Annotated in this window: 18 protein-coding genes, 1 tRNA gene, 1 other RNA gene and 2 pseudogenes; 9 read left to right on the forward strand and 13 right to left on the reverse strand. The window is 67.2% G+C overall.

The annotated features are described in order from the left end of the window. Nucleotides 1-258 precede the first annotated feature (258 nt). Complete coding sequence (locus tag ABIB51_RS11665) at nt 259-444, forward strand: hypothetical protein (protein WP_354188122.1); 186 nt, start codon at nt 259-261, stop codon at nt 442-444. A gap of 272 nt (nt 445-716) precedes the next feature. Further along, entirely contained in the window at nt 717-3,950 is a 3,234-nt protein-coding gene (locus ABIB51_RS11670) for a S8 family peptidase (RefSeq protein WP_502916119.1), read from the forward strand. A 90-nt stretch (nt 3,951-4,040) separates the two neighbouring features. Here ABIB51_RS11670 and ABIB51_RS11675 read toward each other — a convergent pair whose 3' ends face one another. From ABIB51_RS11675 to ABIB51_RS11690, 4 genes are read right to left on the reverse strand one after another with little or no spacing between them, the layout of a single operon-like run. After that, a complete protein-coding gene (locus ABIB51_RS11675; RefSeq protein ID WP_354188124.1) occupies nt 4,041-4,421 on the reverse strand; it encodes a serine protease inhibitor in 381 nt (126 codons plus the stop codon). Then, nucleotides 4,418-5,398, reverse strand: a complete 981-nt coding sequence (locus ABIB51_RS11680) for a 3-methyladenine DNA glycosylase (RefSeq protein ID WP_354188126.1) — start codon at nt 5,396-5,398, stop codon at nt 4,418-4,420. The genes ABIB51_RS11675 and ABIB51_RS11680 overlap by 4 nt, the downstream gene beginning before the upstream one ends. Beyond that, nucleotides 5,355-5,912 (reverse strand): SSI family serine proteinase inhibitor, encoded by a 558-nt coding sequence (locus ABIB51_RS11685; RefSeq protein WP_354188128.1) that lies wholly within the window; start codon nt 5,910-5,912, stop codon nt 5,355-5,357. Before ABIB51_RS11685 ends, ABIB51_RS11680 begins: the two co-directional genes overlap by 44 nt. 27 nt (nt 5,913-5,939) lie before the next feature. After that, the gene (locus ABIB51_RS11690) at nt 5,940-6,443 is read right to left on the reverse strand and encodes a MarR family winged helix-turn-helix transcriptional regulator (protein WP_354188130.1); all 504 of its coding nucleotides are present in this window, start codon (nt 6,441-6,443) and stop codon (nt 5,940-5,942) included. Between the two features lie 80 nt (nt 6,444-6,523). On the opposite strand from ABIB51_RS11690, the gene ABIB51_RS11695 reads away from it, so the two are divergent. Then, nucleotides 6,524-6,748, forward strand: a complete 225-nt coding sequence (locus ABIB51_RS11695) for a hypothetical protein (protein ID WP_354188132.1) — start codon at nt 6,524-6,526, stop codon at nt 6,746-6,748. Nucleotides 6,749-6,908: 160 nt separating this feature from the next. Continuing rightward, a complete protein-coding gene (locus ABIB51_RS11700) occupies nt 6,909-7,136 on the forward strand; it encodes a hypothetical protein (RefSeq protein WP_354188134.1) in 228 nt (75 codons plus the stop codon). Between the two features lie 102 nt (nt 7,137-7,238). On the opposite strand, the gene ABIB51_RS11705 is transcribed toward ABIB51_RS11700, so the two are convergent. The 5 genes and pseudogenes from ABIB51_RS11705 to ffs all read right to left on the reverse strand — a co-directional run bounded on the left by ABIB51_RS11705 (nt 7,239) and on the right by ffs (nt 13,314). Then, entirely contained in the window at nt 7,239-8,597 is a 1,359-nt protein-coding gene (locus ABIB51_RS11705; RefSeq protein WP_354188136.1) for an aspartate kinase, read from the reverse strand. 356 nt (nt 8,598-8,953) lie between these two features. Then, a pseudogene (locus ABIB51_RS11710) lies at nt 8,954-9,516 on the reverse strand (GNAT family N-acetyltransferase). Between the two features lie 17 nt (nt 9,517-9,533). Next, nucleotides 9,534-10,133, reverse strand: a complete 600-nt coding sequence (recR, locus tag ABIB51_RS11715; protein ID WP_354188138.1) for a recombination mediator RecR — start codon at nt 10,131-10,133, stop codon at nt 9,534-9,536. A 51-nt stretch (nt 10,134-10,184) separates the two neighbouring features. Continuing rightward, entirely contained in the window at nt 10,185-13,190 is a 3,006-nt protein-coding gene (locus ABIB51_RS11720) for a DNA polymerase III subunit gamma and tau (protein WP_354188140.1), read from the reverse strand. A gap of 27 nt (nt 13,191-13,217) precedes the next feature. Next, nucleotides 13,218-13,314: signal recognition particle sRNA small type (gene ffs / locus ABIB51_RS11725), an RNA gene on the reverse strand. Between the two features lie 330 nt (nt 13,315-13,644). On the opposite strand from ffs, the gene ABIB51_RS11730 reads away from it, so the two are divergent. Continuing rightward, nucleotides 13,645-13,729: transfer RNA gene (locus ABIB51_RS11730), tRNA-Ser, on the forward strand. 131 nt (nt 13,730-13,860) lie between these two features. On the opposite strand, the gene ABIB51_RS11735 is transcribed toward ABIB51_RS11730, so the two are convergent. After that, a complete protein-coding gene (locus tag ABIB51_RS11735; RefSeq protein WP_354188142.1) occupies nt 13,861-14,772 on the reverse strand; it encodes an oxygenase MpaB family protein in 912 nt (303 codons plus the stop codon). Between the two features lie 669 nt (nt 14,773-15,441). Here ABIB51_RS11735 and ABIB51_RS11740 point away from each other — a divergent pair. Beyond that, nucleotides 15,442-15,795, forward strand: a pseudogene (locus ABIB51_RS11740) (M23 family metallopeptidase); the annotation flags it as partial. A gap of 167 nt (nt 15,796-15,962) precedes the next feature. Here ABIB51_RS11740 and ABIB51_RS11745 read toward each other — a convergent pair. Next, nucleotides 15,963-16,547 carry a hypothetical protein gene (locus ABIB51_RS11745; RefSeq protein WP_354188329.1) on the reverse strand — a complete coding sequence of 195 codons (585 nt, stop codon included), beginning with the start codon at nt 16,545-16,547 and terminating at the stop codon, nt 15,963-15,965. 170 nt (nt 16,548-16,717) lie between these two features. On the opposite strand from ABIB51_RS11745, the gene ABIB51_RS11750 reads away from it, so the two are divergent. From ABIB51_RS11750 to ABIB51_RS11760, 3 genes are all read left to right on the forward strand, one after another. Beyond that, entirely contained in the window at nt 16,718-17,203 is a 486-nt protein-coding gene (locus ABIB51_RS11750; protein WP_354188144.1) for a glutathione peroxidase, read from the forward strand. A gap of 247 nt (nt 17,204-17,450) precedes the next feature. Then, nucleotides 17,451-18,662: a formaldehyde dehydrogenase, glutathione-independent gene (gene fdhA, locus ABIB51_RS11755; protein WP_354188146.1), complete on the forward strand. Its 1,212-nt coding sequence runs from the start codon at nt 17,451-17,453 to the stop codon at nt 18,660-18,662. 276 nt (nt 18,663-18,938) lie between these two features. Then, nucleotides 18,939-19,880 carry a phosphodiesterase gene (locus ABIB51_RS11760; RefSeq protein ID WP_354188148.1) on the forward strand — a complete coding sequence of 314 codons (942 nt, stop codon included), beginning with the start codon at nt 18,939-18,941 and terminating at the stop codon, nt 19,878-19,880. A 21-nt stretch (nt 19,881-19,901) separates the two neighbouring features. Here ABIB51_RS11760 and ABIB51_RS11765 read toward each other — a convergent pair whose 3' ends face one another. Beyond that, on the reverse strand, nt 19,902-21,536 hold the full coding sequence (locus ABIB51_RS11765; RefSeq protein ID WP_354188150.1) for a stealth family protein: 1,635 nt from the start codon (nt 21,534-21,536) through the stop codon (nt 19,902-19,904). A 73-nt stretch (nt 21,537-21,609) separates the two neighbouring features. Then, nucleotides 21,610-22,524: a Cof-type HAD-IIB family hydrolase gene (locus tag ABIB51_RS11770; protein WP_354188152.1), complete on the reverse strand. Its 915-nt coding sequence runs from the start codon at nt 22,522-22,524 to the stop codon at nt 21,610-21,612. Between the last annotated feature and the right edge of the window lie 167 nt (nt 22,525-22,691).

The raw sequence follows: 22,691 nt of genomic DNA on the forward strand, positions 1-22,691 counted from the left end.
GGTAAGGGCGCAGCGGAGTGGTGCCGTCTCACGCCGGTCGGTGTCGGATGGTGAACATCAGACGGTCCGTCGAACTGTGTCAATTGACGGTGTCAAAAACAGACGGGATCGGGCGCTCCGCGAGCTTGCAAGTCCATTCTACCGGCCGTGGTGCCGCGGGCCGCATTCGGGCCCTGACTGTGACCGGGCGCGGGCGACGGCCCGGCGAGTTGCCCCGGAGCTATGGCCTCCGTCGGGGCCGGTCAGTAGGATGTGGCCATGTCTGAGAAATCGAAATCCGTGCTGCTTCCCGTCGTCGCCGCCGCCGTGTTTGCGGGCCTGGGCCGGATGGTCCTGCAGAAGATCAAAGCGGATCGCGCGGCCAGGGCAAGCAACGTGGCCGGACCCCTCGATGACAAGACACGCGCCTGGATCAGCGAAGTGGTCAGGACGCCCCGGCAGTAGCGCGACGGAGCCGATCACCGCTCCCATGGCGCTTCCTTGTCCCGCCCCCCTGTCCCGGTCTGCAGCGCAGTTCACGAGCCCTCTTGTTGAGGGGCGTGACAAATTTTGATTTTCCCTTAGTGTTCTATGTCATATCTCGCTCTCAGTCTGTACTGTATGTCTCGGCTGGTATCCGTCGGGGCCGCGTGAGCTACTTGCTCCTATTGTCCCGCCAGTCCGCAGCACCCGGCAGGGACGCCGCGACCGTTCCCTATGAAAGGTTCCAATCACTCGTGAAATCACCAGGAAAGAGCTTCCTTCGAAGCGGGGGACTCCGGAGGGCCGCGGCACTGACCCTGGGCTTGCCGGTTCTCCTGTCAACGGTTGCCATCGCACCCGCCACCGCGGCTCCCTCACAAGGGACAGCCGTCGCGGGGGTTGCGCAGAAGAGCCTGAATCCGAACAGCTACCGGGACGGCCGCTACATTGTGGTCCTGGCGGAGAAGCCGGCCGCCACGTACGACGGCGGCACGGCGGGACTGCCGGCCACCAAGCCGGAATCGGGCAAGAAGCTCGATGCCAACAAGGCCGAAGTCAAGCAGTACGAGTCCCACCTCGAGAAGAAGCAGACTGAGGTCGCCGGGCAGCAGAACGTCCAGATCCAGCGGCAGTTCACGGCCGCGGTCAATGGCTTCAGCGCGAACCTGACGGCGGACCAGGCCATCAAACTGGCCAAGGACCCCGGCGTCCTGGTGGTTGCTCCGGACACGGAAAACGCACCGGACTACTCCAGCACTGACTTCCTGAAGCTCAGCGGTGCCGACGGCACCTGGAAGACGAAGTTCGGCGGCCAGGAAGCTGCCGGCAAGGGAGTCGTCGTCGGCGTCATCGACACCGGCTACACCCCGTCCAGCCCCTTCTTCGCCGGCGAGCAGGTCAAGCCCCTCGTCGGTGATCCCGTCGTCGGCGTGCCGTACCGCAACGACGAGGGCAAAATCGCGATGCTCAAGTCCGACGGCGACACCTTTGTCGGCGAATGCCAGACGGGCCAGGACTTCGACGGTTCGGCCTGCAACTCCAAGGTCCTCAGCGCCCACTACTTCGCCGAAGACTTCCTGAAGTACGTCCCGCCGGGAGGCCGGGCGCCGGAAGAGCTGCTGTCGCCCGTTGACGTTGCCAGCCACGGAACCCACACGGCCAGCACCGCCGCCGGCAACACTAACGTCGAGACCTTTGTCGACGGCCGCAGCTTCGGCCTGACCAGCGGCGTTGCCCCGGCAGCGAAGCTCTCCATCTACAAAGTCTGCTGGGAGGACACCGACCCCAACACCGGCGGCTGCTACAGCTCCTCGGCCGTGGCTGCTGTCGACCAGGCTATTCATGATGGCGTGGACGTTCTCAACTACTCGATCTCCGGATCCACCACCACCACCACGGACCCGGTGTCCATGGCGTTCTTGTCCGCCGCCTCCGCAGGCATCTTCGTCGCAGCCTCGGCGGGCAACTCCGGCCCGACGGCCAGCACCGTGAACCACGGCGCACCGTGGGTCACCACGGTGGCCGCCAGCAGCTTCTCCCAGGAGCTGCAGGGCACCGTCGAGTTCTCCGACGGCACCAAGTTCCGTGGAGCCAGCATCATGAACCGCCAGGTCGCGAAGGCCGGGGTTGTGCTGTCCGCCACCGCGGCTTCCACCGCCGGCGACGCGAACGCTGCACTCTGCGGGCCGAACACCCTAAACCCAGCCAAGATCGCCGGCAAGGTCGTGGTCTGTGACCGCGGTGTCTTTGACCGTACCGCCAAGAGTGCCGAGGTTGCCCGCGGCGGCGGCGTCGGCATGATCCTCGTGAACCTGGGCAACTCCTCACTGGACACGGACAAGCACGCTGTCCCGACCGTCCACGTGAACCCGCCGGCCACCGAAACCATCAAGGCCAAGGTTGCGGCCAACCCGGCCATCACAGTGTCCCTGGTCAACAAGGACACCACCGGCCTGCCGCTGGAGGCGCAGCCGCAGATCGCCGGATTCTCCTCCCGTGGACCGCTCCTCGCCACCGGATCCGACCTCCTCAAGCCGGACGTTGCAGCTCCGGGCGTGGCAGTGCTGGCCGGCGTTTCACCGATCGGCACGGGCGGAGACAACTACGGATTCATGTCCGGAACCTCGATGGCCTCACCGCACGTTGCCGGTTTCGGTGCCCTGATCCTGGGCAAGAACCCCAAATGGTCACCCGCCACCGTAAAGTCCGCCATGATGACCACCGCAAGCGACGTCAAACTCGCCAACGGTGCCAAGGACACGGATGTCCTCGCTACCGGCGCAGGCCAGGTGGACCCCGCCCGTGTGCTGGACCCGGGCCTGGTCTACGACGCCGCCACCGATGACTACCTGGCCTTCATCCAGGGCACCGGAGTCGACCTGGGCATCCCGGGAATCGGCACCACGAAAGCGCGGGACATGAATGTCCCGTCCTTCTCGCTGGGCAACCTGACCGGCAAGATCGAGGTCACCCGCACATTGACCGCCCTGACTCCGGGTCTCTACCGGGTCAAGACTGACGTTCCGGGCGTGAAGGTCACCGTGACCCCCAGCGTCCTGAACTTCAGCACGGCCGGCGAGAAGAAGACCTTCAAGGTCTCCTTTGAGAACCAGAACGCAGCCCTCGGCAAGTTCGCCACGGGCTCGCTCACCTGGCAGGGCGCCAACAAGAACGTCGCCTCGCCGATCGCCGTCCGTCCGCAGTCCGCGGTCGCAGCCAAGGATGTCGCCTTTACATCAGAAGGCGGCACGGGTTCCGGTGCCATCAGTGTGGTCTCCGGAACGAGCGGCCCGGTCAACATGACACTTGACGGCCTCTCCAAGGCGGATTCCTCCGCCGTCCAGCTGGTCCCGGGCCCGTTCACCGGCGTCACCGACACGTCGAACTTCGTCAAGACCGTCCAGGTTCCTGCCGGAAGTCCGTTGGCGAAGTTCTCGGTCATTTCCTCGGATCCGAACGCCGACTTCGACATGTGGGTGGAGACCCCCACCGGTGTGATGACCGTCGCAACGTCGTCGGCCAGCGAGTCTGCCTCCGTTCCCAACCCGGCGCCGGGCACCTACACGATCTACGCGAACCTCTACGCCAGCCCCAATGGCCAGGCCACCAAGGCAAGCGTCGACGCATCAGTGCTGGTTCCCAGTGTGGGCAATGCAAGCCTGAACCCGAACCCGCTGCGGCTCGCCAACGGAAAATCCGGTGCGGTGACGCTGAACTGGAAAAACCTGGCAGTCGGTTCCTACATCGGCCGGGTGACATTCGCCGGGGCCAGTGACCCGACGTTCGTCAGCGTGCTGGTGACCCCTGCGGGCACTGTGGTGGTGCCGCCCACCTCCGAGGACCAGGAGTACAATGACGGTCCCGGTGACAGTGGCGACGGCGGCAGCCACGACGGCAAGGACAAGAAAGACAAGGGCGAGAAGGTGAAGAAGGAGAAGGGCAAGATCCAGAACCAGGATCTGAACCGGGCTCCGAACAACTCCCTCTAGGCGCAGTCCAGCACCTCGAAACGGCAATGGCCGGCGGCTTCCACCGCCGGCCATTGCCGTTTTCGCGTCCCGCGCGGGGCCGGGGCCAGCTTAGATCGCGCCGGTTGAGCCCGCGACGCCGCCGAGCAACGGGGCCATAGCGCGCCAGCGGGCGATCTCGCAGCCGTCGGTGCGGCTGAACTCGCTGTGAACCCTGCGACCCAGGAACCAGCCTGTCACCACGGCCACCTGGGGGCCGCCGTACTGCTGCGTGCACATCTTTGGGGGCCCGGGCTTGGGGAAGAAGATGTCCTCCCCGAACCGATCCACGGCCTTGAGGGCGGCGGCCGGATCCGGCAGGGTGGAACCGGCCGTTGCGGCGCCGCCGCTGGCCTCCAGCCGGAAGCTGTACTCCGGCGCTCCCGGAGACTCGGTCAGGCGGATGGTGAGGTCGACATCGTGCCGATCGGGCACATCCTGGGGGTCGGTCATTGTGGTCCTTCCGGGCTGATGGTGGTGAGTGCGTGAAGCGGTTGCGCGAGGGCCTGCAGCAGCCGTCGGCGCAGTTCCTGCGACTCGGCGGCGAAGGACCGCTGGTGTTCCACGTACTCGGCTTTGCCCTCGGGTGTCTCGATCCTGATGGGCGGATAACCCCACTCGTCCAGATCGTACGGTGAAGCCTGCATGTCCATCGCCCGGATCCGCCAGGACAGTTCGAAGCAGTCCATCACGAGCTCGCTCGGGAGCAGCGGCGCCAGTTTGTAGGCCCACTTGTAGAGGTCCATGTTGGCGTGCAGGCAGCCGGGTTGTTCCATGGTCCGCTGGTTCTCGCGGCTCGGCTCGAGGCTGTTCAACGGCACGGCGTCCGGGGTGTAGAAGCGGAAGGCGTCGAAGTGGCTGCATCGGATCCGGTTGGCCTCCACCACGCGGTCAGTGCGCTCCGGGCCTAGCCGCAGCCGGAGGTACTCATGGCGAAGCTCGAACTTGTCCTGCCGGTAGACCATGGCCCATTCGTGCAAGCCGAAGCAGCCGTACTGCGCAGGCCGTGCGGCCGTCCCGGCCAGAATGATGCCAGCGAACTCCAGCGCGTCCCGGCGGCCCCGGAGGAAGGACCCGACGTCGGCCGTGACAGCGGTGGTGCCGGCCGGCAGCCCGGCGGCGGCGAGTTCGCCGTCGTAGGCCGCGCGGTAATACTTCCAGCCCGCCCGCCCGGCCGCCTCGGGGCCGGAGAGCACGACGCCGGCGCCCGGGTGCCAGCGCAGCAGCTGGCCGGGTTTCTGGGTGTAGTAGGTGAACAAGAAGTCCTCCACCGGGTGCTTCCGGCCGGTGGAGCGCCGCTCAAGGTACGGATCGGAGTAGCGCCGGACACGCTGCTGGTAGGCGGCCTGGCGCGGCAGCCAGTCTTCGTGCGGGAGGTGCAGCAGCTTACTGCGCCCCAGCGGTCGAGCCCAGGACGGCCTTGGCGGCATTCCACGCTGCAATCTCGCAGCCATCAATCAGGCTGAAGTTCACTTGCACTGGTTGGCCGTCCACGACTCCGGTGACCGTGGCCTTCTGCGGGCCGCCGTATTGCTGGGTGCAGTTCGTGTCTTTGGCCTTCGGGGCCGGACTCAGGATGGCCGCGTTTTCCTTCAGCGCCGTGCACGCGGTGGAGGCGCCGGGGTGCTGGCTTTCGGCCGCAGGCACGCCGTCCTGGCACACGAGGGTGAAGTTGGCCGGCGCCGCGGCTTCGGAGGGGGTGACGGCGATGGCAAGTTCGGCGTTGCCCTGGCCTGGGCCGGGGGTCAGCGGCACCGCGGACGGCGAGGGCGCCGGCGACGTCGTCTCGGCGTCCGGGGAAGGCGTGCCCGGCGAGGCGGAGGGGCTGGCGCTGGCCGGAGCGGTGGCTGAGGGGGAAGGCCCGGGGCCGCCGCCCGGAGTGCAGGCAGCCAATCCGGCTGCGGCCAACAGGACGAGCGCCGCGCGGCTCATGTGCTTGAACATCAGCAGTTCTCCTCTGTTACGCACAGTCTACCGCCGGGGCGGCCCTTCGGTGGAGGCCCTGGTGGCGGCAATCAGTTCCATCATGGACGCATGGAGCTGCGCGACCTGCTCCCGGGTCAGGCCCAGCCGGGCCATCATGGTGCCGGGGACCTCGGTGGCCTGCTGCCGGAGAGCGGTGCCGCGCGGAGTGAGCCGGACGGCAAGGGTGCGTTCGTTCCCCGGGATGCGCTGCCGGGTGATGAAGCCCGCGTCCTCGAGGCGGCGCAGCAGCGGTGAAATCGTGGCGGGCTCCTGGGCGAGGGCTTCGCTGATGTCCCGGACGGAGCGGGGGCTGGACTCCCAGAGGCACAACATCACGAGGTACTGGGGGTGGGTCAGGCCGAGTTTGTCCAACACCGGCTTGTAGGCGCCCACCACGCTGCGCGAGGCGACGGTGAGGGCGAAGCAGAGCTGTTGCTCGAGCAGCAGGTCATCGGTTGCTGGATCCTTGACGCCCGCGCTTCCGCGCGTGTCCTCGCTCAGGTCGGTCATGGGGTGCCTCCGTCAAATAGTTAGTGGCCTAATGATTAGCGTACACTTATGGAGTGTTTCGATCTGAGGAGAGGATGAAAATGACCAAGGAAAACCCGGCCCAGCGGTTCATGCGCGCGACCGGAAAACTACGGGCAATTTTTGGTCCGGCCAACCGGAGCGCCCTCGGGCATGAGATGACCGAGCGGAACAGGCAGCTGCTGACCCAGCGCCAGGCCGAAACCCAGCAATGGGAAACTCTCCGCAGGCCCGACGGCAGCACGTACGTCGTCCCGCGCAACCCTGACGACAAGTCGCTGCGCTAGCCCTTTCCTGGCCGGTTACCGGCGGCGCCGCCGCTTGCGGATGTTTGGGGCGTCGCCGCCCATGCCTTTCCCCGACGTCGGGCGTAAAATAGGGGCACTGGCACCGGCTGTGGCCACCGCCGTTCCGATTGACCCGGACGCCGGAGAGGGGGTGGGAATTGTGGCAATTGCACTTGGTGTCTTAAGGCAGCACCTGCATCCGTCGTCGTGGGCGCGTTTCCTTTTCGGCCCCGCCTCGCGGGGTGATTACGCCGCCCCGGTGGTGCATACGCACGACGACTTCGAACAGGCCTCTGAAACGGACCTGGCCGGCTTCGAAGTGGAGACCGACGCGCACGGGCACCGCTATGCGGTCCGCCGGGAAGACCTCCCGAAAGAACAAGTCTGAGACCAACCCCGGAAACGGGACGACAAAGGGGGCGGCAGGTGCCGCTCCCTTTGTCGTCTGTCAGTTCGTTGAGGCTCAGCGGCCCGGTCCAGCGGCTGCCGCTCAGCGGCCGGTGCCGCCGTACACCGTTGCCTCGTCCTCGGTGTCGAGGTCGAACGCCTTGTGGATGGCGCGCACGGCGTCATCGAGCAGGTCCGCGTGGGTGACCACGGAGATGCGGATCTCCGACGTGGAGATCATGTTGATGTTGATCCCTGCCGCCGAGAGCGCCGCGAAGAACCGGGCCGATACACCCGGATGTGAGCGCATGCCGGCGCCGATCAGGGACAGCTTGCCGATCTTCTCGTTGTATTCGATGTTTTCGAAGCCAATCTCGGCCTGCGCGGCGCGGAGGGCGTCGAGGGCGTCGGCGCCCTCGACGATCGGCAGCGTGAAGGAGATATCCGTCCGTCCGGTGCCGTGGGTGGAGACGTTCTGCACAATCATGTCGATGTTCGAGTGCGCATCGGCGATGACCTGGAAGATCGCCGCAGCCTTGCCCGGGATGTCCGGAACCCCGACGACCGTAACCTTCGCTTCGGAACGGTCGTGTGCAACACCGGAGATGATTGGCTGCTCCAAGGCAACTCCCTTTTGGGTCGTGATCTTGTCGTCGGCGCTGGGCAGGACCCAGGTGCCTTCGTTCTGGCTGAATGAGGAACGCACGTGCAGCGGAACACCGAAGCGCCGGGCGTATTCGACGCAGCGCAGGTGCAGGATCTTGGCTCCGGAGGCGGCCAGTTCCAGCATTTCCTCACTGGAGATCCGGTCGATCTTCCGGGCGGACGCCACCACACGAGGGTCGGCCGTGTAGATTCCGTCGACGTCGGTGAAGATCTCGCAGACGTCGGCGTCGAGCGCGGCCGCGAGGGCCACCGCCGTCGTGTCCGAACCGCCGCGGCCCAGCGTGGTGATTTCGTTGGTGGTGCGGCTCATCCCTTGGAATCCGGCCACGATGGCGATGTGCCCCTTGTCCAGGGCAGTGCGGATCCGGTGCGGGTCGACGTCGATGATCCGCGCCTTGCCGTGGATGCCGTCGGTGATCATGCCGGCCTGGGAACCTGTGAAGGACTGGGCGGAGGCGCCGAACTTGTTGATGGCCATCGCCAGCAGGGCCATCGAGATGCGCTCGCCGGCGGAGAGGAGCATGTCCATTTCCCGGGCGGGGGCGGAGTCGGTGACCTGGGCGGCGAGGTCCAGGAGCTCGTCGGTGGTGTCGCCCATGGCGGAGACCACCACCACAACTTCGTCGCCGGCGTTGTGGGCATCCACGACCCGCCTGGCCACGCGCTTGATGCCGTCCGCGTCCGCCACCGAGGAACCGCCGAACTTCTTCACCACAAGGTGCTTGGTGACGGCGGCCGGGACGGGCAGCTCCTGCGGCTGCGGTCCTGGCTGGACTTCGGTAGTGGGCAAACTCATGCGCGCACCCTCACTGGATCATCGGGGTTCTGGGCCAAGCAACCAAATGGCGCGACCACGTAACTTCTAGGCCAAGTTTATCGCCGCCACCCCTCCGGCGTGGAATTGTGACCGCATTCCAGACACCCCCGCCACACGCCCCGTCCGGACATGCCCTCCGCCTGGCACCAGGACGGGACATGTCCTCCTGCCCCTCGGGACATGTCCTCCGCGCGGGCCAAAGAATGAGCATGTTGGCACTATGTCCATCCCCGGCCGCGGGGACTGGGCATGTCCACCCGCGGTGTGAAGCAAAACAGCGCGGAATCCGACGGCGATGCGCCCGGGTAGGTCGGCAGCCGCGGGGCCAGCCCGGCTTAGCCTTGATCCACCCTGTACCGCCAGGACGGCAGTCCCTTGCCGGTCGTATCCTGCGCCGCGGTGAAATAGCGGTCCTTCCGGAATCCGAGGCCCTTCAAGAGCCGCCGTGAGGAAATGTTGGGTTCATAGACGCCGGCGACAACTGTTTGGACGCCATGTTCGGAGAACAGCCACCGGACCAGGCAGCCTGCCGCCTCCGGCCCAGGCCCCTCCCGTGCTGGTCCGGGTGCACGATGTAGCCGAGACTGGCCCAGTCGGCGGGTATCCCGCCCGGCGCCGGCGGCGCTGCCGTATTCCATGTCCGGGCGTCACCGATCACCTGGCCCGTGGCCTTGAGCTCGATTGCCCAGCCGAAATTGAACCAGTCCGCGCAGGACGATTCGGCGGCGGCGAGCAGTTGGCGGAGCCGGACCCGGTTTTCCTCGGATCCCAGCGGTTCGTGCGAGACGTACCGGGTCGCCTCGGGGTGGCCGCGGAACCGGAGAACGGCCTCCGCGTCGCCGTTGGTCAGCGGAAGCAGCAGCAGGCGGTCGGTGCTGATCGGGGCCGGGAGAGCCACGGCGGGCCGGCGTCCGGTCAGCTCAGTGCGTTGCGGCGGCCCTCGAAGGCCCGGCCAAGGGTGACTTCATCGGCGTATTCGAGGTCCCCGCCGACGGGCAGGCCCGAGGCCAGCCGGGTGACGGCGATGCCGATCGACTTGAGCATCCGGGCCAGATAGGTGGCTGTGGCCTCGCCCTCCAGGTTGGGGTCGGTAGCGATGATGATTTCCTGGATGGCGCCGTCGTTGAGCCGGGTGAGGAGTTCCCGGATCCGGAGCTGCTCGGGGCCGACGCCGGCGATCGGGTTGATCGCGCCGCCCAGCACGTGGTATCTGCCCCGGAACGACCGGGTGCGCTCCACGGCGAGGACGTCTTTGGATTCTTCGACGACGCAGATAATCGACGGGTCCCGGCGGGGGTCGCGGCAGATGTTGCAGAGTTCCTGCTCGGTGACGTTGCCGCAGACCGTGCAGAACTTGACCTTTTCCTTGACGGTCGTGATGGCGTCAACGAGCCGTTTCATGTCCTGCGGGTCGGCCTCGAGGATGTGGAAGGCCAGCCGCTGGGCGGACTTGGGCCCGACTCCGGGAAGGCGTCCGAGCTCGTCGATCAGCTCTTGAACTGCACCTTCGTACACAATTTCCTCGTTCGTTTGGGGTGTGGGCGGGCGGAGGGCCCGGCGGGGCGGCTAGAAGCGCGGCGGCCGCGGACTTCCGTCCAGGGACCGCTCTTCCACCAGCTTGCCGCCCAGGATACGTTCGACGGCGGCGCGGCCGAAGACGCCCGATTCCTCGATGGTCTCGTCGTCCGCGCTGGGGATGTCCTGGACTAAGGCGGTGGCGGCCGCGGCGCGGGCCGGAGCCTTGGCTCGTCCAGCCTCCGCCTCCGGGCTGTTGGAGAGCCGCTGATACAAACTCTGCCGGGCAGTGGCGCCCACGGCTGCCGGCGCGGGAGCCGCGGCGGGTGCCGACGGCGGTGCCGCCAACGGCGTCGACGGCGCCGTCATCGGGGCAATGGCGGCTGCCGTGATTGCCGCGCTGTCGGCGGGACCGGCACCGGCAGGTACCAGCTGCGGCGCACCCCAACCGCCCGGGGAGCTGTCAGCAGCCGGCGCGGCCGCGGACATGGCCCCGACATATTCCGGGACTTGGGCTGCCGCGGGCTCGTAGCGGGGCGGTTCGGGCTCGGGCGAGGTTTCGGGCGGAAGCGCATCCGCTGCCGAGCTGTACCCGCCAACGTTCGATTCCGCGCCTACGGCCCAGACCCCCGGGGCCTGCTCGACGGCGCGTGCCCACGGGTCGTCGGGCGCCTCTTGGGCAGGCGTTCCGGACGGAACCGCGGCGGCGGCGCTGCGGGCGCCGGACGGAGTTGCGGCCTTCTTGCGTGCCGGCGCCGGTTTGGAGGCGGCCGATGGCCGCACCGTTTCGGCTCCTGCGGGCGCTGAAGGATCCCAGTCCATGGGCGGTTCCTCGTCCAGCGGGGGTGCGTCTTCGTCCCGGGGCGGGCCCCAGTCATCATCGGAGTAGGCGTAGGAGCCCGAGAGCTCGACCGCCGCAGCGGGCTCCGGCTCGGTGGGCTCCGACGCAACGGGAACCGGCGCAGCGGGGAGGGCGGCGGCCGATCCGCGCGGGGCGGGCGGTTCAGCGTCGGCCGCCGGTTCTGGCCGCTCCGCCGACAGATCCGCAGACGCTGCGGCAGGTGTCATTGCCGGCGTGGCCGGGGAAGGCACGTGGGCCGCTGCGGGCACCTCGGCCCTGGCAGGCTGTGGTGCGGTCTCCTGGGTCTGCGCTGTCAGTCCCCAGGCCGCGTCGGCGGACGTTGTTGCCGGAACATCCGGACTAGCGGGTGCTTTTGGGTCTGGCTCAGAGCTCGCTGAGCTGTCGCTGCCGGCCGCGACGGCGGTGATGTGGCAGTCGATGCCGATCGTCTTGTGGATCGCCTGGCGCAGGTTCTCGGCGTGGTCCGCCCGGCCGAAGGCGCCAGCCAAACCGGAGGTGGTGAACGCCAGCGTCAGGACCTGGCCCTCGAAGTGGCCGACCTGGGCGTTGGGCTCAACCAACGCCCATGTGCTGCGCTTGATCTTGGTCAGCGTCTGCAAGATCTCGGGCCACGCGCGGCGGAGGACCTCGACGTCGGCCCCGGTTCCGGCGGCCGGCGGGGCAGCGGGAGCGACCGCAGCCGCAGGCGCCGCTGCTGGCGTTGGCGCGGCCGCGCGCTGCGGCTGCGCCGGGGCTGGCTGTTCGGGCGCCGCAGCTGCTGAAGCCGGGCCCGATGCTGTCCGGGCAGGAGCCGCGGCGTCATCGACGGGCCAGTCGCTGGTGCTGACGCGCGGGGCGGTGAGCGGCTCGCGGGCCGGTTCGGCGTCCCGCGCCGCCGGCGCGGAAGGAGCCGATGGGGCGGGCTCGGGGCGGCTGGCCGGCGGGGCGGACTGGACCGCAGCCTGGACCGCGGGCGGGGCAGGTGCAGCCGCAGGGGAGGGGGCCGGAGCCGTCGGAGCGGCGGCGGGAGCGCCGACGTCGTTCCCGGCGTAGTTCAGGCGGCGCTCGACCCGGTCGATCCGGGCGGCGATGCCGCGTTCGCTCTGCTCCGAGGAGGGCAGCAGGATCCGGGCGCACAGCAGTTCAAGGTGGAGCCGCGGCGAGGTGGCCCCGGTCATCTCGGTCAGGGCGGTGTTCGTGACGTCGGCCGCGCGGGAGAGCTCGGCCGCACCCAGATTGTGCGCCTGGTTCTGCATCCGGGCGATCTGGTCTGCGGGCATGCCACGGAGGATGGACTGGGCGCTTTCCGGCATGGCCTGGACGATGATGAGGTCGCGGAAGCGCTCGAGCAGGTCCTCGACAAAACGACGGGGGTCGTGGCCGGTCTGGATGACCCGGTCCACGGCACGGAAGACGGTGGCGGCGTCGGACGCGGCCACGGCCTCGACCACATCGTCCAGCAGCGACGCGTGGGTGTAGCCGAGAAGTGCGACGGCGAGTTCGTAGTCGAGTCCGGCCGGTCCGGCGCCTGCCATGAGCTGGTCGAGTACCGAGAGCGAGTCTCGGACCGATCCGCCGCCGGCACGGATGACGAGCGAGAGCACACCGGGAGCCACCGGGACGTTCTCCTGCGCGCAGAGCAGCTCCAGGTACGCCATGAGGGGCTCCGGCGGCACAAGCCGGAAGGGGTAGTGGTGCGTGCGGGAGCGGATGGTGCCGATGACCTTGTCCGGCTCCGTCGTGGCGAAGATGAACTTGATGTGTTCCGGCGGCTCTTCGACGATCTTGAGGAGGGCGTTGAAACCGGCGGACGTGACCATGTGGGCCTCGTCGATGATGAAGATTTTGTAGCGGTCGCGGACCGGGGCGTAGGTGGCCCGCTCACGCAGGTCGCGGGCATCGTCGACACCGCCGTGGCTGGCGGCGTCGATCTCGATGACGTCGAGGGATCCGGAGCCGCCGCGGGCCAGTTCGACACAGCTGGGGCAGACGCCGCACGGGGTGTCGGTGGGGCCTTCGGCGCAGTTGAGGCAGCGGGCCAGGATGCGGGCAGAGGTGGTTTTTCCGCAGCCGCGGGGGCCCGAGAAGAGGTAGGCGTGGTTCACGCGGTTCTTGCGCAGGGCCGTCATCAGCGGCTCGGTGACATGTTCCTGCCCGATAACGTCCGCGAACGAATCGGGGCGGTATCTACGGTAAAGAGCGGTAGTAACAGTCACAGCTAAACCCTACCAATCGGCACAGACATAAAAGACCCCTCATGCACCCGCCAGAGCCCATTTACCCTTGCTACCTTCCGGTCCTGGGGGAGTTCAACAGGATGACGCCACATGAGGGGCCGTCAGCAAGTTTACCCGACGTTTTGGTGTGCCCCGAATCGGGGACTATGCCGCCGCCGGTCACCGCGGGACATGCCCATTTTTGGCGGGCTGGGGTGGGCGTAGCGGGCCTATGTCCATCCTTCGCGGCCGGGGTGGGGCATGCACCTTGGAGGGGTGGAGGTCTCCGCGGGACATGCCCATTTTTGGCGGGCTGGGGTGGGCATAGCGGGCCTATGTCCATCCCTCGCGGCCGGGGTGGGGCATGTCCCCCCGGAGAAGGGGTGGGAGGGCCAATTGGGCGATGCTGGGAAGTTCAGGTATTCTAGTATCTGCTTTTGATTCAGAAGCTACTGGAGAATTCGCCTAGCGGCCTATGGCGCACGCCTGGAACGCGTGTTGGGTTAACGCCCTCGGGGGTTCAAATCCCCCATTCTCCGCGGTTGGCCCCGGTCCCTAGGACCGGGGCCTTTTTGCGCCCTCTTGGCGGCCCGCTCAGGATCAGCACGTGCGCCCGCGCCCTCACGGCGCCCGGCAACCCCACACCTGTCCGGCGCCACGCCCCTAGGGATCAGGACGGATAGCCCAGTCTCTGCAGCCGGTCGCGGGCAGCCTTCTCACTCGGGCCCACCCTGCCCAGTGCCAGCTGGACGACGGCGAGAGTCATCCGGGTGGCCAGCCTCACCGGGAGCGGGATGGGTCCCAGCCGGGCGGTCCGCAGGCCCAACAATTCCCGATACTTGGGTTCGAGGCTGGTCACCGCGGCGGCGAACAGCACACGGTAGCCCGGCCGGAGAACCGGGTGGAGGGGCGGATCGCGGATGAACGCTACAGTCTCGGCGACGCGTTCATCGCAGCGGAGTTCGCCGTTGTCGTACCAGTTGTCCAGCTGCCGGCGCATCTCCGCTTCAGTGAGCGGCGGAGTGTCCACTCCCATGAGCTGGCCCGCCTGGGCCCACTCGCGCACGTAGGCGTCCGGTCCTCCCGGGATCGGCCTGCCCCACAGCTTGTGGGCGGAGAGAAAGGCATCCGTGAATGCAATGTGGACCCAGCGGAGCAGTTCGGGATCGTTCGCCGCGTAATTGCGGGCGGCACCGTGGCCGTCCACGTAGCTTCCGCGTACGGATTCGTGCAGCCGCAACACCCACTCCGATGCCGAGCGGGCAGCCTCCGTCGAGCCGTAAGACACAGTGAAAATCCAGCGGATCGTCCCGGCCAGCCGGCCCAAAGGGTCCTCGCGGAAGCGCGAGTGGTCATGGACTCCCGCCAGTGCGCCGGGATGGAGCGCCTGCATCAGCAGTGCCCGGATGCCGGCCACGATGGTGGGCATGCCCCCGTGCACGGCCCAAACGGCCGAACCGGGAAGGTGGAAGCCGGCGTCGTCCCCGGCCGCGAGCCGGGGCACCCAGGGCGGCACCTCTTCGCGTGTGCCGGTGAAGGTCTGTTTAAGCTCGGTCTGCCACTCCCTGAGGACATTGCGCATGATCAATTCTCGCTCACTGACCGCTGCCGCACCCAGCATCTTCCCGCCGCCGGGTCCGGCATCGAAGGCTCCTCCGGGGTTACCCCGCTCCTACCCGGCGCCGCGGTGGGCAGTACCCGCTTTTGCCGCGCGAACTACTGGGGCAGGACAGAGCAACTACTCGGGTATGGAACTGGACCGCAAGAGAGTGGCTATTACGGTTCCCAGACTCAGCGGTCTGTGGTCCCATAAGGGGGTGAGTCCGCTCCGAATGGGGTCTGGCGGACATGATGCAGGAGTCACATCGTGGGAACACACCGGGGAAACCCACCAAACGAGACGCCGATCAAGGCGCGGACCATTGCCGTGCGCTGCCTGTCCGGGAGTTTTTGTTTGTCCCTGGCGGTCCTGACTTTCGGAGTTCAGGGGCTGGCAGGCGGCGTGTCCGACCTTGGACCAGTTGCGGCAGCCGTGACCGGCGTGGTCGAGCCTGTCACCCTGGACGCCATACTTCCGGCCGCCCCGGCCGTCGCCAGCGTTGCAGCAGACGCGCCCGCCTCCTTCACCGCTGACGCCCTCGCGCTGGTCGGCTTCAGCAGGTCCATGGTGGAAACGAGCTCCGAGCTCGGCGGAAACGGCGAGCTGAATGTTGCCTCCGCCGGCTTGAAGCGCCCGGCGCCGGGTTCGCTCATGGCACCGCTTGAATCACTTCAGGAGTCCTCTCCGTACGGGCTGCGCACCAGCCCGTTGACCGGAACCGCGGGTGAATTCCACTGGGGCCAGGACTATGCGGCCCCCTGCGGTACCCGTGTCTACTCGGCCGACGCCGGTGTGGTGCGGGCCGTCGGCTGGCACCCGTGGGGCGGCGGGAACCGTGTGGAAATCGACCACGGCAACGGGCTCATCACCACCTATAACCACCTTGAAGCCATAGCCGTAAAGAAGGGGGACTCGGTGCGGGTCGGCGAGGTCATTGCCAGGGTCGGGACCACGGGTTCCTCCACAGGCTGCCACCTGCACTTCGAGACGATTCTGAACGGCCACCACACCGACCCGCACGGCTGGAGCCTGCTTCCGACCACGCAGGTGGACCCGCTTGGCACCATCGATATGACCAGCTACGAGCCAGAGGCCGGCAAGACCTCAAACGCCAGCATCGGCTGGGCCATCCCGGTCCAGGAGGATCGCGCCCACGAAGTGACCGGCGGCATTCAGGAAAAACCGGTTCCACCGGCCGCGGAGATTCCCAGCGCCGAGCCAACGCCCAGCCCGACGACGCCGGCCACCCCGTCGACCCCGACGCCGGGCACGCCGACGATTCCCGTGCCGCCGACGCCGACGCCGACGCCGACCACCCCGGCGCCGGCGCCGACGCCGACGCCGACCACCCCGACGGTGACACCTCCGCCCACGCCGCCCACGCCGCCCACGCCGACGACGACGACGCCGACGACGACGACTCCGACGACGCCCACGCCGACGACGCCGACTCCGGCGACGCCGTCCACCCCGGCGCCGACCCCGCCGGTGACGAGCACGGTGCCGACGACGACGGCACCGCCGCCGGCCCCGACCACCGTCCCGGCCCCCGTGACGAGCCAGGCCCCGCCGCCGCCCAGTATCTCTGTTGCCCCGGTGGCACCGCCCGCGCCCGTCGCACCTGTCGCGCCCAGCCCCGGCGTGACGCAGTCGAAGAAATCCCCGGCCGTGTCGACGTCGCCAGCGGCGCCCGCGCCGGGAACCACAACGGCGTCAGCGGCCGCATCAGAGGCGACGGCGACGTCAACGCCAACCAAGACTTCAAAGCGCTAACCCCGGAACCGCCGCCTGGCCGGGACGAAAGCGCGGCGCGGCGGACAGAGGCGTGGCCGGGCACAAACCAATACCTTTGTGCGTTGACACCGAATGACAGACGTGGCCGATCCCGGGCACGCCGTAACCGACCGCCCACATCGTGAGGACCCCCATGACCTCTTTGCACTCGATCCCACTGACCCTCATCGACGGGTCGGAAACTGACTTCGGCCGCTTCGCGGGGGAGGTGGTGCTGGTGGTGAACGTGGCTTCACAGTGCGGGTTCACACCCCAGTACGCCGGGCTGGAAGCCTTGCACAACAAGTTCCGGGACCAGGGCTTTCAGGTACTCGGTGTCCCGTGCAACCAGTTCGCCGGGCAGGAACCTGCGGCTGAGGCCGAAATCGCCGAGTTCTGCGAACGCAACTTCGGCGTGACGTTCCCGCTGACCACAAAAGCCAACGTCCGCGGCAAGGGCCAGCACCCGCTCTACGCCGAACTGACCAAATTCAAGAACGGCATCCTTCCGGGGCTGGTGAAGTGGAACTTCGAGAAGTTCCTGGTGAACCGCGACGGCGACGTGGTGGCCCGGTTTGCGCCGACCGTCGAGCCGGACTCACCCGAGGTTATCGAGGCGATCCAGGCCATCCTTTCCTGACTGCCAGCCGGCCGCGCGCCACGATCGCGGACCGGCCGGCGCCCTGACATAAAAGGGCACAACGGCCCCTATGCCTAAGCATGCTTACGGCCTAGACTGACCGGACCCTCCAATAAAATCCGGGCATACCCACAGGGTCATTCCTGTCGGCACTGCGGCCGAGGTATCCCTGCGGAGGGTGCATCAGAACGCTTCATGAATCACAACTGGACACTCAACGTGGCGTCCGTGAACCAGGAGGAAAGTGATGACAGGGAACAAAGCCGTTGCCTACAAGGGGCCAGGGAAAGTCGACATCATCGACATTGACTACCCCACTTTCGAACTCAAAGACGGCCCGGGGGTCAACCCCGCCAATGTGGGCCGGCAGGTGCGCCACGGCGCCATCATCAAAACCGTGGCCACCAATATCTGCGGCTCCGACCAGCACATGGTCCGGGGCCGCACGACTGCCCCCTCCGACCTGGTCCTCGGCCACGAAATCACCGGTGAAGTAGTCGAAGTCGGGCCGGACGTCGAATTCATCAAGGTCGGAGACCTGTGTTCGGTCCCCTTCAACATCGCCTGCGGCCGCTGCCGGAACTGCAAGGAGCGCAAGACCGGGATCTGCCTGAACGTCAACCCGGACCGTCCCGGCAGCGCCTATGGTTATGTCGATATGGGCGGCTGGGTAGGCGGCCAGGCCAATTACGTCCTGGTGCCTTACGCGGACTGGAACCTGCTGAAGTTCCCGGACAAGGACCGGGCCATGGAAAAGATCCTGGACCTGGCCATGCTGTCGGACATCTTTCCGACCGGGTTCCACGGCGCGGTTACCGCGGGCGTGGGCGTCGGCTCGACCGTCTACATCGCCGGGGCCGGCCCGGTGGGGCTGGCCGCGGCCACAAGCGCACAGCTGCTGGGGGCAGCCGTCGTAATCGTCGGTGACTTGAACGAAGACCGCCTGGCCCAGGCACGCAGCTTCGGCTGCGAGACGGTGGACCTGACAAAGGGCGGACCGGCCGAGCAGATCGACCAGATCCTGGGGGTGCCGCAGGTCGACTGCGGCGTGGATGCAGTCGGTTTTGAGGCGAAAGGCCATGGCGTCGACGCCCATGAAGCCCCGGCCACGGTGCTGAACTCCCTGATGGAAGTCACAGCGGCCGGCGGCGCGATGGGCATTCCCGGGCTCTACGTCACAGGTGATCCGGGCGGCGTGGACGAAGCAGCCAAGAAGGGCTCACTGTCGCTCAGCCTCGGCACCGGCTGGGCAAAGTCACTGGCCTTCACGACCGGACAGTGTCCGGTCATGAAGTACAACCGCGGACTCATGATGGCGATTCTGCACGACAAAGTGCACATCGCGAAGAACGTCAATGCGAAGGCGATCACTTTGGAAGAGGCCCCGAAGGGCTACGCCGAATTCGACGCCGGCGCTGCGACGAAGTTTGTCCTGAATCCGAACGGATACCTGAGCTAGGACGAACCCTGGCAGCCTGCTGCTGCTGCGGCACTGCCCGGACCCGCCTTCGGCGGGGCCGGGCAGTGCCCGTCCCGGACAAGGCCGCCCTCAGCAGGCCATGTCCAGCGCCACCGAATATGCCGGAAGCGGCATGGGTCCGCGCGAGAAATTTTAACGCCCGCTTTTCAAACATGCCCGCCGAAGTTTGCACATTGTTTGCCTGATGTCTGGTTGGATAGAGGTTACTGAGAGGGACACTGGAGGCACCGCTTCCACCCAACCAAGAAGGTAGCAATGGAGCCCATCGAGGCCGAACACCCCCGGCCACGTCATTTCCTACTCCACCTGAGCGATCCCCACCTGCTGGGGGGTCCGGAGCGCCTACACGGCGTGGTCGACAGCGACTCAATGCTCCAACAGCTCTTCGACGAAGTCCGCGCTTCCGGCGCGAGACCCGAGGCCGTGGTCTTCACCGGCGACCTCGCCGACCGGGGCGAACCGGAGGCCTACGCCAAACTGCGCGCGATCGTCGATCCCGCCTGCAAGGCGATGGGTGCCAAGGTCATCTGGGCGATGGGAAACCACGACGACCGCGCCAACTTCCGCGCCGGACTGCTGGACCAACCGGCCGATGACTCGCCGGTGGACCGCAGCTACTTCATCAACGGGCTGAGGATCATCACGCTGGACACGTCGGTCCCGGGGTTCCACCACGGTGAACTCAGCCCCGAGCAGCTGGAGTGGCTCGCAGCGGAACTGTCCACCCCGGCCCCGGACGGGACCATTCTTGCCCTGCACCATCCCCCGGTGCCATCGGTACTGGACCTCGCCGTGCTCGTCGAACTGCGCGGCCAGGGGGCCCTCGCGGGCGTGCTGCGCAACTCCGACGTGCGCACCATCCTCGGCGGGCACCTGCACTACTCGACGACGGCGACCTTCGCGGGCATCCCCGTGTCCGTAGCGTCGGCCACGTGTTACACCCAGGACCTCAATGTGCGTGTCGGGGGAACCCGCGGACGCGACGGCGGACAGGCCTTCAATCTGGTCCACGTCTATGAGCACACCATCGTGCACTCAGTGGTGCTGCTGGGCGAAACCCCGGGCGTCGGTGAGCTGGTCAGCGCCGAAGAGGCCCAGCGGCGCATCTCAGCCGCCGGGATCCGCGTTCCCCGTCAGGCCAAGCTGGAAGACCCGGCCAGGACACCGGGCCACCGCCGCCTCACGACCCGCAACTGACGACCCGCAACTAACGCCCTCTTACTTCTCCCAGGGCGCCTTGATCGGGTAGAACTTTTCCAGGAAGTCCGTCACCAGCTCTGCCCGCTCCTCGGCCGGCACCTCCGGGAAGCTGCCATCATTCAGGCAGAAGAAATCCATATGCCTCTTCGCCAGCAGCTTGGGCAGGTAATTGAGGCCTGCCCTTGCAGTGGTGTCCACATACCGCACCCTGGCCGCCGTCTGGGTGACGGCGCGGCCGGTGAGCAACGCGTAGTAGTGGTAGAACGAGTTGGTCACGGAGATGTTGTCCGCCGCACGGAAAGTGCTGGCAGCGGTCTTGGCGAATTCCGCCGGGAATTCCTGTTCCATCTGCGCCACGACGCTGCGGCGCAGGGGCGCTGCCGTGTGCTCAAGGTGCCTCGTGGTGATCCGGCCGAACCGGTCCCAGAGCAGCTTGCGGTTCACCCGGGCAGCGTTCTCGAAGCCGCTGCGCTCGGCGTCGTTGTCACCGAGCCCGATCCGGGTTTCCGCCTCGATGAACTTGGTGATGCCGCCCGGCGTAAAGAACATGTCCGGCCCGACGGCCCGCCCGAAGAACATGTCGTCATTGGAGTACAGGAAGTGCTCGGAGAGCCCGTCGATGTGGTGGAGCTGGCACTCCACGGCCTGCGAATTGTGGGTGGGCAGCACGGACGGGTCCGCGAAGAACTCCTCGCTGCGGACGATCGTGACGCCCGGGTGGTCCGCCAGCCACGACGGGGTGGGGGAGTCCGTGGCGATGAAGATCCGGCGGATCCACGGCGCAAACATGTAGACCGAGCGCAGGGCGTACTTGAGTTCGTCGATCTGGCGGAAGCGGGCCTCATGGTCATCGCCTTCGCCGACCACAACGCCTGCCATTCGGGCGCGCCGGGCCGCGATGTACTCCGGGGAGCTGCCGTCCACCCAGGAGAACACCAGGTCGATGTCGAAGCTGATGTCGCTGGCGTGGTCCGCAAACATGTTCTCGATGGTGGGCCAGGTGTGCCCGTACCGCTCCACGGTGCCGCGGACGGCGTCCTGTGCCAGCATGGTCCGCCGGGTCAGGGAGTTCTCGATGGGGAGGATCAGCTGGTCCCCTTCGAAGCTCCAGAGCTCGAGCTGGACGCCGGCCGAGGCGCCGAACTCGAAGCCGCCCTCGGGCTCGACCCGGGGACGGTACAGCCGGAAGATCCGGGACTGGCGGTTGGGGGAGAGCTCGCCGTCGGCCACTAACACTGACGACTTCTTCTTGGCGTCCACGCTCATGGAGTAGAACGGCTCGTCGTGGCAGGCGTCCACGAGCGCGTCGCGGAGCTCCTTGCGGTTCTTCCAGTCGACGGCGATGACGGGCCGGTGGTTGTTGCCGCGGACCAGGAGGTAGTCCAGGCCGGCCGTGGCGAGCACAGAGCGGATGTACAGTAGGTCTTCGACCATGGCCTGGTACGGCGTGCGGTTTTCATTGATCAGCGCATACCGGCCCCGCCGGCGGACTACGTCAGGGCGGGCCCGGAACCTGGCGACGGCCGCCGCGGAGGTGACCTCCTCGTGGGCGTCCACGGATGCCTGGCCGCCGTAGTAAATCTCATCCTGGACCAATGCGTCTGTAATGTTGTGTCTCCGGGCTTCTGTGCGTGAATGAGTACCTACTTGCATGATAACGCGGGCCCTGAAATCGCAGCGAAAAGTGCACCGGTATTGCTCCGGTGTTACTCCGGCGGACGAAAACTCAGCCCACGAGGGCGGCCCGCCAGCTGCGCAGGAACGCCGCGCCGGCGTCGTCGTGGATAACGTCCCCGCCCAGCCCCAGATCCGCCGCCGTGAGCACGTCGTATGGTTTCACCGGGACGCCGTCGGCCGGCCGGACATCCACATGCTTCACCAGATGGTCGTTGTGGTGCAGCCAGTCGGCCATCGCATAGTCGGTGCGGGAGTCGCCCACCGTGCGCCAGGCCTGCGGGGTAATGCCCTGCGCCGCGAGCAGTTCGACGGCCCGGCTCGCGCCCAGGTCCTTGCCCAACCGGACGGATTCAATGTCCGTGGAGATGATGGTCGGGTCCACGCGGTAGTCGACCTGATCATCGGAATCCGGCACGTGATGGTCCAGCCGCACCACGCCGAGACCGTGCCGCTCCATCAGCTTCATGGCGTCGGCGTCGAAGAGCTCCTGCTCGCCGCGGTAATCGGAATTGGCGACGGCGATGTGCTGTTCCACGGAAACCATGGCCCGCTTGGTCTCGTCGAAGAACATGTGGGCGGAGTAGTCCTCTGCGACGAGGCGGCGGACGTCGTCGCCGAAAGCCCGGGGCATGGCGAGCTCACGGTCAACGTGGACTTGGCCGGGGCCCCCCGAGGTGTAGCTGAACCACACGGCGCCTTTTTCACAGATCGCGTGGATGACGGTGCCGGCCGGTATGCCGGCGGCGATCATCGGCTCCATTACCTGCTCCCGGATGAAGGCGTCCGACCGTCCCGTGTTGAAGACGACCGGAATGCCTGCTGCCGCCAGCGCCAGCATGTCCGCAATGATCCCCGGCTGCACATCGCGGGTCACGGGACTCGCCACGGGCCCGTCGACATCGAGCAACAGGGCCAGCGGGGGAGTCGACGGCGAGGGGACAGCCGGGGTCTGGGGTGCAGTCATGCCCTTATTCTGTCAGCCGGGACGACGCCGTGCATGTGTTGTGGACCGGGTCGACGGGACGGTTGTGCCCATGACGGGCCGACGCGTCCATTGTGACAAATGATTACCGTTTGGCTACAACCTCACGGCTCCGGTGCTCTTGGATTCCTTTGCACGGCCAATTTACC

The sequence above is a fragment of the Arthrobacter sp. UYCu712 genome (assembly GCF_040547005.1).
Classification (GTDB): domain Bacteria; phylum Actinomycetota; class Actinomycetes; order Actinomycetales; family Micrococcaceae; genus Arthrobacter.

Coding starts and splice junctions, on each gene's coding strand:
- ABIB51_RS11665 (WP_354188122.1), top strand. CDS start 259: ATGTCTGAGAAATCGAAATCCGTGCTGCTTCCCGTCGTCGCCGCCGCC.
- ABIB51_RS11735 (WP_354188142.1), bottom strand. CDS start 14,772: ATGCGCAATGTCCTCAGGGAGTGGCAGACCGAGCTTAAACAGACCTTC.
- ABIB51_RS11680 (WP_354188126.1), bottom strand. CDS start 5,398: ATGCCGCCAAGGCCGTCCTGGGCTCGACCGCTGGGGCGCAGTAAGCTG.
- ABIB51_RS11685 (WP_354188128.1), bottom strand. CDS start 5,912: ATGTTCAAGCACATGAGCCGCGCGGCGCTCGTCCTGTTGGCCGCAGCC.
- ABIB51_RS11760 (WP_354188148.1), top strand. CDS start 18,939: ATGGAGCCCATCGAGGCCGAACACCCCCGGCCACGTCATTTCCTACTC.
- ABIB51_RS11695 (WP_354188132.1), top strand. CDS start 6,524: ATGACCAAGGAAAACCCGGCCCAGCGGTTCATGCGCGCGACCGGAAAA.
- ABIB51_RS11765 (WP_354188150.1), bottom strand. CDS start 21,536: ATGCAAGTAGGTACTCATTCACGCACAGAAGCCCGGAGACACAACATT.
- ABIB51_RS11705 (WP_354188136.1), bottom strand. CDS start 8,597: ATGAGTTTGCCCACTACCGAAGTCCAGCCAGGACCGCAGCCGCAGGAG.
- ABIB51_RS11770 (WP_354188152.1), bottom strand. CDS start 22,524: ATGACTGCACCCCAGACCCCGGCTGTCCCCTCGCCGTCGACTCCCCCG.
- ABIB51_RS11675 (WP_354188124.1), bottom strand. CDS start 4,421: ATGACCGACCCCCAGGATGTGCCCGATCGGCACGATGTCGACCTCACC.
- fdhA (WP_354188146.1), top strand. CDS start 17,451: ATGACAGGGAACAAAGCCGTTGCCTACAAGGGGCCAGGGAAAGTCGAC.
- ABIB51_RS11690 (WP_354188130.1), bottom strand. CDS start 6,443: ATGACCGACCTGAGCGAGGACACGCGCGGAAGCGCGGGCGTCAAGGAT.
- ABIB51_RS11750 (WP_354188144.1), top strand. CDS start 16,718: ATGACCTCTTTGCACTCGATCCCACTGACCCTCATCGACGGGTCGGAA.